Source organism: Streptomyces xanthochromogenes, from assembly GCF_014650455.1.
In the GTDB taxonomy this organism is placed as follows: Bacteria; Actinomycetota; Actinomycetes; order Streptomycetales; family Streptomycetaceae; genus Streptomyces; species Streptomyces xanthochromogenes.
In genome coordinates this window covers 586,062-599,331 of record NZ_BMUZ01000002.1, presented here as the reverse complement: position 1 = coordinate 599,331, position 13,270 = coordinate 586,062, and the positions used below count along the sequence as shown (strand labels likewise).

The 13,270-nt window shown below is 71.2% G+C and carries 8 protein-coding genes; 2 read left to right on the top strand and 6 right to left on the bottom strand.

The annotated features are described in order from the left end of the window. Window positions 1-81 precede the first annotated feature (81 nt). Window positions 82-1,020 carry a PAC2 family protein gene (locus IE267_RS06520; RefSeq protein WP_161246415.1) on the bottom strand — a complete coding sequence of 313 codons (939 nt, stop codon included), beginning with the start codon at window positions 1,018-1,020 and terminating at the stop codon, window positions 82-84. 259 nt (window positions 1,021-1,279) lie between these two features. Continuing rightward, complete coding sequence (gene rpsA / locus IE267_RS06515) at window positions 1,280-2,779, bottom strand: 30S ribosomal protein S1 (RefSeq protein WP_100574468.1); 1,500 nt, start codon at window positions 2,777-2,779, stop codon at window positions 1,280-1,282. 373 nt (window positions 2,780-3,152) lie between these two features. Between rpsA and IE267_RS06510 the strand changes: the two genes are divergently transcribed. Next, window positions 3,153-3,992, top strand: a complete 840-nt coding sequence (locus tag IE267_RS06510) for a class I SAM-dependent methyltransferase (RefSeq protein WP_189762392.1) — start codon at window positions 3,153-3,155, stop codon at window positions 3,990-3,992. Window positions 3,993-4,291: 299 nt separating this feature from the next. Then, entirely contained in the window at window positions 4,292-6,784 is a 2,493-nt protein-coding gene (hrpB, locus tag IE267_RS06505) for an ATP-dependent helicase HrpB (protein ID WP_189762391.1), read from the top strand. A gap of 102 nt (window positions 6,785-6,886) precedes the next feature. On the opposite strand, the gene pgfA is transcribed toward hrpB, so the two are convergent. The 4 genes from pgfA to polA form a co-directional block, all read right to left on the bottom strand. Continuing rightward, complete coding sequence (gene pgfA, locus IE267_RS06500; RefSeq protein WP_189762390.1) at window positions 6,887-7,882, bottom strand: cell envelope lipid trafficking protein PgfA; 996 nt, start codon at window positions 7,880-7,882, stop codon at window positions 6,887-6,889. 146 nt (window positions 7,883-8,028) lie between these two features. Further along, window positions 8,029-8,184 carry an SPW_0924 family protein gene (locus tag IE267_RS06495; protein WP_107488360.1) on the bottom strand — a complete coding sequence of 52 codons (156 nt, stop codon included), beginning with the start codon at window positions 8,182-8,184 and terminating at the stop codon, window positions 8,029-8,031. Window positions 8,185-8,320: 136 nt separating this feature from the next. Continuing rightward, window positions 8,321-10,036, bottom strand: a complete 1,716-nt coding sequence (locus IE267_RS06490; RefSeq protein ID WP_189762389.1) for a lytic transglycosylase domain-containing protein — start codon at window positions 10,034-10,036, stop codon at window positions 8,321-8,323. Between the two features lie 402 nt (window positions 10,037-10,438). Next, the gene (polA, locus tag IE267_RS06485) at window positions 10,439-13,153 is read right to left on the bottom strand and encodes a DNA polymerase I (protein ID WP_167153990.1); all 2,715 of its coding nucleotides are present in this window, start codon (window positions 13,151-13,153) and stop codon (window positions 10,439-10,441) included. Window positions 13,154-13,270 lie beyond the last annotated feature (117 nt).

The following is a 13,270-nucleotide window of genomic DNA, read 5'->3' as shown; positions in this document are numbered from 1 at the left end:
CGGAAGCTTAGGCGCCCACTACGTCCCGCCGCTCGCCGCCTCCGAAGGTGGCCGGGCCGCGTCCTTTCGCGGGTGGCGCACTCAGGCGTCGCCCTCGCGCTCCGCGAGGAAGCGCTCGAACTCGCGGCCCAGCTCCTCCGCGGAGGGCAGGTCGGCGGGTTCCGCGACCAGGTTGCCGCGGGATTCGGCGCCCGCCACCGCGTCGTACTGGTGCTCAAGGCCCTGTACCAGGCTGACCAGTTCCTCGTCGCCCTCGCCGATCTGGCGCTCGATCTCGGTCTGGGTGCGCTGTGCTTCCGTACGGAGACCGTGGGCAACGCTCGGCAGGACCAGGCCCGTTGCCGCGGTGACGGCCTCCAGGGCGGTCAGCGCCGCGTCCGGGTAGGCCGAGCGGGCCACGTAGTGCGGCACGTGTGCGGCGACGCCGAGGACGTCGTGCCCGGACTCCATGAGCCGGTACTCGATCAGGGACTCGGCGCTGCCGGGCACCTGCGCCTCGTCGAACGGCGAACGGTGGCCCGGCATCAGGTCCGTACGGTTGCCGTGCGGTGTGATGCCGACGGGGCGGGTGTGCGGCACTCCCATGGGAATGCCGTGGAAGTTGACCGAGAGGCGCACACCGAGGCGCTCGACGATCTGGCGGACGGCGAGCGCGAAGCGCTCCCATTCGACGTCCGGCTCGGGGCCGGACATCAGCAGGAAGGGCGCGCCCGTGGCGTCCTGCACCAGGCGCACTTCGAGGGCGGGCACCTCGAAGTCCGTCCAGCGGTCGCGCCGGAACGTCAGCAGGGGGCGGCGGGCGCGGTAGTCGACGAGCCTGTCGTGGTCGAAGCGGGCCACCACCTGGTGCGGCAGCGTGTCAAGCAGCTTCTCGACGATCTGCTCGCCGGTCTCACCCGCGTCGATGTAGCCGTCGAAGTGGTACAGCATGACCAGGCCGGCCGACTCCTGCGCGAGCGCCATGTCGACGACGGCGAGGCCCTTCGGCTCCCATTCGTACAAACTCTGCGGATCAAGCACGATTACCGCTCCTCCTCGTGTTCACCAGGAAGAACGACGGCCGGGACGCGTGCATTCCCGGCCACCCCGCTTTCACACGAAGCCGTGCCCCCAGCGCGCACAACCCCCGGCGCCACCAGCCCAGTTGGGGCGAGCGGTGACCAACGCCAAAGGGCCGCACCTCTGGGGAACGGCCCTTCACGCCACCACGAAGCAAGGCCCGCTCCCCCTGGGGGGAACGGGCCTTGCTTTCAGCTATCTACCGGCTGGGGTCGGAGCGTCAGCTCTGGCCGCCCGCCAGCTTCTCGCGCAGGGCAGCCAGCGCCTCGTCCGACGCCAGGGCGCCGGAGTTGTCGTCCGACTCCGAGGAGTACGAACCGCCGGAGACGCCCGCCGGGGCACCGGCCGGGGCGGCAGCGCCCTCGGCAGCGGCGGCCTCGTCGGCCTCGCGGGACTTGATGACCTGGGCCTGGTGCTGCTCGAAGCGCGACTGCGCCTCGGCGTACTGACCCTCCCACGCCTCGCGCTGGGTCTCGTAGCCCTCGAGCCAGTCGTTGGTCTCGGGGTCGAAGCCCTCGGGGTAGATGTAGTTGCCCTGGTCGTCGTAGGACGCGGCCATGCCGTACAGGGTCGGGTCGAACTCGACCGACGCCGGGTCGGCACCGAAGGACTCGTTGGCCTGCTTCAGGGACAGCGAGATCCGGCGACGCTCAAGGTCGATGTCGATCACCTTGACGAAGATCTCGTCGTTGACCTGGACGACCTGCTCCGGGATCTCCACGTGGCGCTCGGCCAGCTCGGAGATGTGGACCAGGCCCTCGATGCCCTCGTCGACGCGCACGAACGCACCGAACGGAACGAGCTTGGTGACCTTACCGGGAACGACCTGCCCGATCTGGTGCGTACGGGCGAACTGCTGCCACGGGTCTTCCTGGGTCGCCTTCAGCGACAGGGAGACGCGCTCGCGGTCCATGTCGACGTCGAGGACCTCGACGGTGACTTCCTGGCCGACCTCGACAACCTCGGACGGGTGGTCGATGTGCTTCCAGGACAGCTCGGAGACGTGGACGAGACCGTCGACGCCACCCAGGTCCACGAAGGCACCGAAGTTGACGATCGAGGAGACGACGCCGGAGCGGACCTGACCCTTCTGCAGGGTGGTGAGGAACGTCTGGCGAACCTCGGACTGGGTCTGCTCAAGCCAGGCGCGGCGGGACAGGACCACGTTGTTGCGGTTCTTGTCCAGCTCGATGATCTTCGCCTCGAGCTCCTTGCCCACGTAGGGCTGGAGGTCGCGGACGCGACGCATCTCGACGAGGGAGGCCGGCAGGAAGCCACGGAGGCCGATGTCGAGGATGAGACCACCCTTGACGACCTCGATGACGGTACCGGTGACGATGCCGTCTTCTTCCTTGATCTTCTCGATGGTGCCCCAGGCACGCTCGTACTGAGCGCGCTTCTTCGAGAGGATCAGGCGGCCTTCCTTGTCCTCCTTCTGGAGAACCAGGGCCTCGATCTCGTCGCCGACCTTGACGACCTCGTTCGGGTCGACGTCGTGCTTGATCGAGAGCTCGCGGCTCGGGATCACACCTTCGGTCTTGTAACCGATGTCGAGCAGGACCTCGTCCCGGTCGACCTTCACGATGACGCCGTCGACGATGTCGCCGTCGTTGAAGTACTTGATCGTCTCGTCGATCGCGGCGAGGAAGGCTTCCTCGTTACCGATGTCGTTGACCGCAACCTGCGGAGTGGTGGCGGTGGTCTCGGTGCTGCTCGTCATGTGGGAAAGGGCTCCGGTTACGGACAGAAAGTCGTAGGTACTGCCACGCCGAGAGCCCGTATCGCCTCTGCAGAAGCCGGACAGCCTGGGAAGCGCCGATCCGGGTCGGTCCGGATGGCGCCTCGACAACCGAGGGGACATACAACAGATGGAAGCGCGCCTGCTACGTCTGAGGTGCGCAGGCTCGCAGCGCAACTTGTAGCATACGGGGGCAGCCGGACACGGTCAATGCGCGAAGGCGCACACCCGGGGCGGATCCCCGCATTACCGGCACAACTAAGGTTCCCCGAGGCCACGATGGGCCCCGCAGACCTCTTTCGAGAAGCTTCGCGAAGCGAGGTCGCGTTCCGCGCAAACTACAACGACGGACACGATGAGCCAAGAGATCCAAGCGTACGAGTCCGAGGACGGGCCCGATTTCGAGCCGCAGGCGACCCGGCGTACCGCCGGGGACACGGAGAGCAGCCGAGCCAGTCGCAGCTGGTGGGACCGCAACGCCGACGAGTACCAGACCGATCACGGGGCGTTCCTCGGCGACGACCGGTTCGTGTGGGGCCCCGAGGGCCTGGACGAGGCGGATGCCCGCCTCCTCGGGCCGGCGGAGTCCCTGGCGGGTCTCGACGTCCTGGAGATCGGCGCGGGAGCGGCCCAGTGCTCGCGCTGGCTGGCCGCCCAGGGTGCCCGCCCGGTCGCCCTCGACCTCTCGCACCGCCAGCTCCAGCACGCGCTCCGTATCGACGGCGGCGCGTTCCCGCTGATCGAGGCGGACGCGAGCGCCCTGCCCTTCGCGGACGGGTCCTTCGACCTGGCGTGCTCGGCGTACGGGGCGGTCCCCTTCGTGGCGGACCCGGTGAAGGTGTTCCGCGAGGTGCGCCGGGTGCTGCGGCCCGGTGGCCGCTGGATCTTCTCGGTCACCCACCCCGTCCGCTGGGCGTTCCCGGACGAGCCGGGCCCCGAGGGCCTGTCCGTCGCGGCCTCCTATTTCGACCGCACGCCCTATGTCGAGCAGGACGACAACGGCAACGCGGTCTATGTGGAGCACCACCGCACGCTGGGCGACCGGGTGCGGGACGTGGTGGCGGGCGGGTTCCGCCTACAGGATCTGGTCGAGCCGGAGTGGCCGTCCTGGAACGCGCAGGAGTGGGGCGGCTGGTCCCCGCTGCGGGGCAATCTGATCCCCGGGACGGCGATCTTCGTGTGTGTACGGGACTGACCACGCCCGCACATCTCGTGGGTCGGCGGAAGCGCGTGCTGGCGGAAGTTCGGGTCCGGGCGGGACATCGGGCCCGGGCGGGACTTCGGTCGGGCATCGCGGCGGCGCCCCCGCGCGAGGGGCCGTGATGCGCGGCCCGCTGCGAGGCGGGGCCGACCGGGCCGGGCGCCCGCTGTCCGGAGTCGGCCCGGAGTCGGCCCGATCGGGCCGGTGCCCGTTACCCGGAGTTAGTCATACCACCACACCGTCCCTGTGGACGGAGCGGAACACGGCCCGCCGGGACGTACGACACTGAGCGCATGATCCGAACCGCCGCACTCGACGCCCTCCCCGTACGCGAGGCCGTGCCCGAGCTGCTCGACGCACTCGACGGCCACGGCACGGCCGTGCTGTGCGCCCCGCCCGGCACCGGCAAGACCACCCTCGTGCCCCTGGTGCTCGCGGGGCTGGTCGGGGCCGGCCCCGTGCGTCGGGTGATAGTCGCCGAGCCGCGCCGGATCGCGGCCCGGGCCGCCGCGCGCCGGATGGCGTGGCTGCTCGGCGAGCGGACGGGCGAGCGGGTCGGCTTCACCGTGCGCGGGGAGCGTTCCGTCGGCGCCGACACCGTCGTCGAGGTCGTCACCACCGGCGTGCTCCTCCAACGCCTGCAGCGCGACCAGGAGTTGAGCGGAGTCGACGTCGTGGTGCTCGACGAATGTCACGAGCGCCATCTCGACGCGGACACCGTCGCCGCCTTCCTCCTCGACGTGCGCGCGGCGCTGCGGCCGGAGCTGCGCCTGCTCGCCGCGTCGGCGACGACGGATGCCGAGGGCTGGGCCCGGCTGCTCGGGGACGCGCCGGTCGTCGAGGCGGCCGGGGTCGCCCACCCCGTGGAGGTGGTGTGGGCGCCGCCCGCGCAGCCCGTCCGGCCGCCCCACGGGATGCGGGTGGACCCGGCACTGCTCTCGCACGTGGCCACCACGGTGCGCCGCGCGCTGGCCGAGCGGGACGGCGATGTGCTGTGCTTCCTGCCCGGCGTGGGTGAAATCGCCCGCGTGGCAAGGCAGTTGGGAGATCTGTCGGGCGTCGAGGTGCTCCAGGTGCACGGCCGGGCGCCGGCCGCCGTGCAGGACGCGGTGCTCGCCGGGTCCGAAGGGCGGCGGGTGGTGCTCGCCACCGCGGTCGCCGAGTCCTCCCTGACGGTGCCCGGGGTGCGGGTGGTCGTGGACTGCGGCCTCGCCCGCGAGCCGCGGGTCGACCATGCCCGGGGTCTCGGCGCACTCACGACGGTACGGGCCTCCCGGGCGGCGGCCCGCCAGCGCGCGGGCCGGGCCGGGCGTGAGGCACCGGGCGCGGTGTACCGCTGCTGGACCGAGGCGGAGAACATCCGCCTGCCCCGCTTCCCGGCACCCGAGATCAAGGTCGCCGACCTGGCCGCCTTCGCCCTCCAGGCCGCCTGCTGGGGCGACCCGTCGGCGGACGGCCTCGCCCTGCTCGACGCGCCGCCGGCCGGCGCGATGGCCGCGGCCCGTTCGGTCCTGACGGCGATCGGCGCGGTGGACGACCAGGGCCGCGCCACCGACCGGGGCGACCGGATGGCCCGCGTCGGCCTGCACCCCCGGCTCGCCCGGGCCCTGCTCGACGGCGCCACGGAGGTGGGCGGTCGACGGGCCGCCGAGGTGGTGGCCCTGCTCAGCGAGGAGCCGCCGCGGGAGTACGGGGACGACCTGGCGGCGGCCTGGCGCACCGCGCGCCGGGGCGGCGACGGGTACGCGGCACGCTGGCTCCAGGAGGTGCGGCGACTGACCTCCGCCGCCGGAAGCCATCCCGAGCGCGGCTCCGCCGAGTCCGCCGCCGGGCTCGTCGCGGCCCTCGCGTTCCCGGAAAGGGTGGCACGTGCCCGCGGCGGCGGCTCCTTCCTGATGGCGTCCGGCACCGGCGCCGAGGTGACGCAGGGTTCGGGGCTCGCCACGGCGGACTGGCTGGCGGTCGCCGTCGCCGACCGCCCGGTGCAGGCGGCCTCGGCCCGGGTCCGGCTCGCCGCCGTCGTCGACGAACAGACCGCCCGTCTCGCCGCGGGGCACCTCCTGTCGGAGGGCGAGGAAGTGCGCTGGGAGGACGGGGACGTCGTCGCCCGCCGGGTGGCGCGGCTCGGCGCGGTCGAGCTGTCCGTACGCCCGCTGAAGAACGCGGATGCCGCGCTCGTGCGGGACGCGCTGCTCGACGGCCTGGCGCGGGACGGCCTCGGCCTGCTGCGCTGGACCCGTGACGCGCAGGGCCTGCGGGAGCGGCTCGCCTTTTTGCACCGGGTGCTCGGGGAGCCCTGGCCCGATGTCCGCGACGCGGCCCTGCTCGCCCGGCCCGACGCGTGGCTGGAACCCGAGCTGTCGCGGGCCCGGCGCCGAGCCGACCTCGGCCGGATCGAGGCGGGAGTCGCGCTCAACCGGCTGCTGCCGTGGGCGACCGGGGAGGCGGCCCGGCTGGACGAGCTGGCCCCCGAACGCATTCAGGTGCCCAGCGGTTCACGGATACGGGTGGAGTACGGGGGCGAACAGCCGGTCCTCGCCGTCAAGTTGCAGGAGATGTTCGGCCTGGACGGCACGCCGACGGTGGCGGGCGTGCCGGTGCTCGTCCATCTGCTCTCCCCCGCCGGGCGGCCCGCAGCGGTCACCGCGGACCTCGCGAACTTCTGGCGCGACGGCTATCGGGCGGTCCGCGCCGAGTTGCGCGGCCGCTACCCCAAGCACCCGTGGCCGGAGGATCCGACGGCGGCCGAACCGACACGCTTCACGAAGGCACGGCTCAAACAGTGAGGAGTGGTCCGGGCCAGGGGGCTGCTGCGGCGTGGAGCGGCTCGGGCAGCGGCGGCTCGGGCAGCGGCGGCTCGGGCAGAGCCGCACGGAACACGGCGCGGTTCAGGCAATGACGGGGTCGAGGCGCTCGGTGACCGTGGGCGGCGGGTCGCTGGGGCGGCGGCTGCGGGCCTCCAGCCAGAGCGAGAGGGCGAGCAGCACGAGGGCCAGGCCGAGGAATCCCCAGGGAAGGTAGGAGGTGAGCAGCAGGACCAGGACGCGGTTCTTCTTGACCAGGTCGACGGTGTGGTTGACGTAGTCGTCGCGCATCTTGACGTCGCCGGCGAACACGGTGACCTTGTCACGGCCCCCGAGCAGGGTGCCTCCGCGCATCTCCTCCTGGTTGACCTCCTCGCCGTTGACCGGGGCGCCGGTGACGGGGTCGATCCAGAACTTGCGGGTGGTGGTGTACCAGAGGGAGGTGCCGGTGGTCTTCTCCAGGGTGCTGGAGTCGATGCCCGGCAGCGGCATCTTCTTCGGGTACGGGACCTTGGTCCAGGGGACGGTCTGCTCGAAGTAGTACACGTCGAGGCCGTGGAACTTCTGGGTGCCCTTGTAGTGGATGGGCGCGGAGGTGCGGGCCTGGAAGTCGAAGTACTCGTAGTCCCGTTTCTCGGTCAGGAAGGGCCACTTGAACTCGATGCCCTTGCGCTGCACGGGGTCGCCGTCGACCATCTCGCCGGTGGCGTGCACGGGTGCCTGGCTGTGGGCGTCGAAGATGTAGCGCTCGGGGATCTGGGAGACCATCTTGCCGTCGGGGCCCTGGACGTAGGAGAGGGTGTCCCACACCACGACGTCCTTGCCGGCGCTCTTCTCGATCTCCTTGGCCGCTTCGACGTTGCCCTTGAGCGTCTGGACGACGGTCACCTTGGGGACCGTCTTGGACTGCATGGTGGCGTAGTCGATGAGGGTGGCGTTCTTCGCTTCGAGGACCGCCTCCTGGTACTGGCTGGGCGGAATCTTCGCCAGGCGCGGGAAGGCGTACCAGCGCAGCAGGGGTGACAGGGCGCCGAAGAACACGGCGAAGGCGAGCAGGACGAGACTGGCTTTGCGTCGCATGGAGCTGCTCTCCCTCTGTCTGTCTCTCGGTGTCGCGATCTCTGTGCCGACGGCTCTCGGTATCGACGCGCTCTTGGTGTCGACGGGCCGCTGTCCTCGTGCCGACGGGCCGCTGTCCGTGCCGACGGGCTCGGTGGGGCGCGGCTCTACTTGGTCTGGGTGATCTTCCCGGGGGCGCTGGGCACGGTGGTCAGCAGCGGCTTCGGCGAGGTCTTGCCCTCGGGAGCGCCGATGGCCGAGACCGTCAGGACGATGGCGAGGGCGGCGGCCAGCCCGATCGCGGCGGCTATCAGGGCACGCATGCTCGGCCTCCGGGAGCTGATGGGTCGTCAGGAGTGGGCACCGTAGCAACGCCGGGCCGAGATGAGAACACGTCGAACAGCCCCTCTGCCGTCGGACGGCAAAGGGGCTGCTGAGGAGCGCGGGACCGGTGGGCGCCTAGGAGGCGGCGGCCACCTTCAGTTCGACGGTGAGCGTGCCGCCGCCCTCGGTGGTGAGGCGGAGCAGGAACGTGCCGGTCTGGGCGTCCGCGTACATCTTCGGCAGGACCAGGACACCGTTGGCGTCGGTCTTCAGGTCCTTCAGTTCGCGGACCGGGTTGCCCTTGGCGTCCTTGAAGTAAGGGCCCTTGTCGTTGACCTTGGGCGCGGCCTTCGGGTCGGCGCCGGCGGCCGGGGTCACGATCATGGCCGCGGATGCCGCCACACCGGAGGCGACACCGTTCTTGTAGGTCGCCTTGACCGAGACCTGGTTGGCGAACTCGCCGGACGGCGTGGCCGTCAGCGCCTTGTCGTCGGCACGGACCAGCACGTCGGCCTGCCGGGCGACGACCGTCGCCTTCCACTCGATGGCGGACAGCGCGGAGCCGGCGAGGGTGGCCCGCACGGTGAAGGTGCCGGTCTTCTCGCCCGTCTTCAGGGCCGGTGCCGCGGCCGTGCCGTCGGCCGCGGTGGGCACGGTCACGGAAGTGGCGCCGCCGGCGAAGCGGGTGTCGGTGTCGCCGACGATCTCGAACTTCACCGAGACCTTCGCCATCGCCTTGCCGGACGCGTCCTTCACCCGGGCCGTCGGCTGCCCGCCGAAGGCGCCGCCGGCGAACGCGGTGAGCTCCTTGGCGCCGGTGTTCTCGAACGTCGTCGCCCGCGGCACGGTCGGCGGCAGGGTGGTGTCGCCGCCGGGCTTGGTGGGCGGCACGGGCGGCTTGACCGGCGGGACGGGCGGCTTCGGCTTGGTGACCGGAGGCTTGGGGGCCGGCTTGCCGCTGGGCGGCGTCGTCGGCGTGATCGGCGTCTGCCTGGCAGGGGTGTGGCTGCCGGACGTCCGGTCGCTGCGGTGGCTGGGCAGCGAACCCGTGCCGTCGGGGACCTCATGGGTGCCGCGTCGGTAGAAGTCGAACCAGGTGGTGACCGTGGTCAGGTACTCCTGCGACTGGTTGTAGCTCAGGATCGCCTTGTCCAGGTCGGCCTTCACCGCGACGTCGCGGCCGTTGCCGCACAGGTAGAACCCTGCGGCGAGCGCGGCGTCGTAGACGTTGTTGGGGTCCTTGACGCCGTCGCCGTTGCCGTCGCGGCCCGAGGACGCCCAGGTCGACGGGATGAACTGCATCGGCCCGACCGCACGGTCGTGCACCTTGTCGCCGTCGTAGGCGCCGCCGTCGGTGTCGGTGATGTTCGCGAACCCGGCCCCGTTGAGCACCGGCCCGAGGATCGGGGTGAGCGTGGTGCCGTTGACGTCGACACGGCCGCCGTTGGCGTGGCCCGACTCGACCTTGCCGATGCCGCCGAGGAGTTCCCAGGGCAGGTGGCAGTTCGGCCGGTCCGTCGCGAGGGTCGCCGCCGCCTTCTTGTACGCGTCGAGGACGGTGGCGGGTATGCCCTGCTGGTCACCGGTGGGCAGCGTGCCCGTCGACGCGTTCGGCGGCGGCGTCGGCGACACGAGCGGCGGAAGGTCGGTGTAGTACGGCGAGTTGCCGGAGGCCGGGGCTTCCGCGCTCGGAGTGGGGACCGGCGTCGCATCGGAGGCCGCCTGGTCGGTGGGGGTGCTCGCGTGCACGATCCCCGGCGCCTGCGACGCGGAAAGCGCCGCCACCGCCAGCGCGGCCACCGCCGTGGTGCCCGCTCCCTTGCGCAGTCGTCGGCCCATGTGCGGTGCCATACGTCAAGTCCCTCCCCGTACTCGGCTGTCCGCGCTCCCCAGCGCGAGACTCACGTGACACTACGGCAACCGATGGCGTCATGACACCGTGGGCTGACCGGTTTTCACTGATTCGCCACCTGTGCATCGCCGACGGATCGGGGAGGGGACGGGCTCCGAATACCGAACGCTTTTGATCGCCGACGAGCAAGTGCCGGACGTCGGCTGACAGTTGAAATCGGTCATCTGTCATCCCACACCCCCCGGCTAACGCACCGCTAACGACCACCCCGCCCCCACACGCGCCCCGCCCGGCATACACCCCGGCCCACACGCGCCCCGCCCGGCATACACCCCGGCCCGGGCACCTCCGTGCCCGGGCCGACAAGCGGTGTACGAGATCGACCCAGTGGGCCCGGCGGGCTAGTGGGCCGCCGACTCCCAGTCGTGGCCCGCGCCGACCGACACGTCCAGCGGGGCGCGCAGTTCCACCGCGCCCGCCATCTCGCGGCGGACCAGCGCCTCGACCTGCTCGCGCTCGCCCGGCGCGATCTCCAGGACGATTTCGTCGTGGACCTGGAGCAGGAGGCGTGAGGCGAGACCCGCTTCGGTCAGAGCACGGTCCACGTTCAGCATCGCGACCTTGACGATGTCGGCGGCGGTGCCCTGGATCGGGGCGTTGAGCGCCATCCGCTCGGCCATTTCGCGGCGCTGGCGGTTGTCGCTGTTGAGGTCCGGCAGATAGCGGCGCCGGCCGAGCATCGTCTCGGTGTAGCCGGTCGCACGGGCCTCTTCGACGGCGCGCTGCAGATAGTCCCGTACGCCGCCGAAGCGTTCGAAGAAGGTGTCCATCAGGCCGCGGGCCTCGCCCGCTTCGATGTTCAGCTGCTGCGAGAGGCCGAACGCGGACAGGCCGTAGGCCAGGCCGTACGACATCGCCTTGATCTTGCGGCGCATCTCCGGGTCGACCTGGGTCTTGTCGACGCCGAAGACCTGGGAGGCGACCGTGGTGTGCAGGTCCTCGCCGGAGGTGAACGCCTCGATGAGACCCGCGTCCTCGGACAGGTGGGCCATGACGCGCAGTTCGATCTGGCTGTAGTCGGCGGTGAGCAGCGACTCGTAGCCCTCGCCGACGACGAAGCCCCTGCGGATGGCGCGGCCTTCGTCGGTGCGTACCGGAATGTTCTGCAGGTTGGGGTCGGTGGAGGACAGGCGGCCGGTGGCGGCGACGGTCTGGTTGAACGTGGTGTGGATGCGGCCGTCCGTCGCGATGGTCTTGATCAGGCCTTCGACGGTGACGCGGAGTTTGGCCTGTTCGCGGTGGCGCAGCATGAGGACGGGCAGTTCGTGCTCGGTCTGGGCGGCGAGCCAGGCGAGTGCGTCGGCGTCCGTGGTGTAGCCGGTCTTGGTCTTCTTCGTCTTGGGCAGGGCCAGTTCGCCGAAGAGGACTTCCTGGAGCTGCTTGGGCGAGCCGAGGTTGAACTCGTGGCCGACCGAGGCGTGTGCCTCCTTGACGGCCTGCTGGACGGCGCCGGCGAACTGCTGCTCCATGGCCTCCAGGTGGGCGCGGTCGGCGGCGATGCCGTTGCGTTCCATGCGGGCGAGGAGGAGGGAGGTGGGGAGCTCGACGTCGGTCAGGAGCTGGGCGGCGCCGACTTCCTTGAGGCGTTCGGTGAAGGCGGCGCCGAGGTCGAGGACGGCCCGGGCCTGGGTCATGAGGGCGGCGGCTTCGGCTTCGTCGTCCGCTCCGAAGGCGAGCTGGCCGTCGGCGGCGCCGGCCGGGGCCAGTTCGCGGCCCAGATATTCGATGGACAGGGCGTCCAGGGCGAAGGAGCGGCGGCCGGGCTTGACGAGGTAGGCGGCGAGCGCGGTGTCCATGGTGACGCCGGCGATGGTCCAGCCGTGTTCGGGGAAGACCCGCATGGCGGCCTTGGCGTTGTGCATGACCTTGGGCCGCTCCGCGTCGGCGATCCAGGCGGCGAAGGCCCGCTCGTCGGCCTCGTCGATCTGGGCCGGGTCGAACCAGCCGGCCGCGCCGCCCGCAGTGGCCAGCGCGATCTCGGTGACGCTGCCGGAGCCGAGGGCCCAGGTGTCGACGGTGGCGACGCCGAGGACCTGTGTGGCGTGCTCGGCGAGCCAGGGGGCGAGCTCTCCGGCGCCGAGGACGGTGCCGTCGACTTCGACGCCGGCGGCGGGCGCGGGGGCGGTCTCGGCATCCGCGGCGCCCGGGTCGACGGCGAGCAGGCGCTCGCGCAGGGACGGGTTGCGGATCTCCAGGACGTCCAGGACGCCGGTCACGGCGCTGCGGTCGTAGGGGGCGCGCTCCAGCCCGGCCGGGCCCTTGGGGAGCTCGACGTCCTTGACCATCTCGGTGAGGCGGCGGTTGAGCTTCACCGCGTCGAGGTGGTCGCGGAAGTTCTGTCCGGCCTTGCCCTTGATCTCTTCGGCGCGCTCGACGAGCTCCGCGAACGAGCCGAACTGGTTGATCCACTTGGCGGCGGTCTTCTCGCCGACGCCGGGGATGCCGGGCAGGTTGTCCGACGGGTCGCCGCGCAGGGCCGCGAAGTCGGGGTACTGCTGCGGGGTGAGGCCGTACTTCTCCTCGACCTTTTCCGGGGTGAAGCGGGTCAGCTCGGAGACGCCCTTGGTGGGGTAGAGGACGGTGACGTTCTCGGAGACGAGCTGGAAGGAGTCGCGGTCGCCGGTGACGATGAGGACTTCGAAGCCGGCCGCCTCGGCCTGGGTGGCGAGGGTGGCGATGATGTCGTCGGCCTCGAAGCCGTCGGTGGCGAAGCGGTCGACGTGCATCGCGTCGAGGAGCTCGCCGATCAGCTCGACCTGGCCCTTGAACTCGTCGGGGGTCTTCGACCGGTTCGCCTTGTAGTCGGGGAACTCGGTGGAGCGCCAGGTCTTGCGGGAGACGTCGAACGCCACTGCGAAGTGGGTGGGCGCCTCGTCACGCAGGGTGTTCGCGAGCATGGACATGAAGCCGTAGACCGCGTTGGTGGGCTGGCCCGTCGCGGTGGTGAAGTTCTCCGCGGGCAGCGCGAAGAACGCCCGGTACGCCAGGGAGTGCCCGTCCATGAGGAGCAGGCGCGGTCGGTTGTCCGGGGTCTTCTTCGATGCTGTCTCAGCCATGCCCACGATCCTGCCACGCCCCACTGACAATCCTGGCCAGTCCCGGTCCCGGCCGCCCGTGCCCGACGCGATGCCACCTGCCCGGCGCGGCTGTCGGTGGCGCGTGGCAGGATCGGT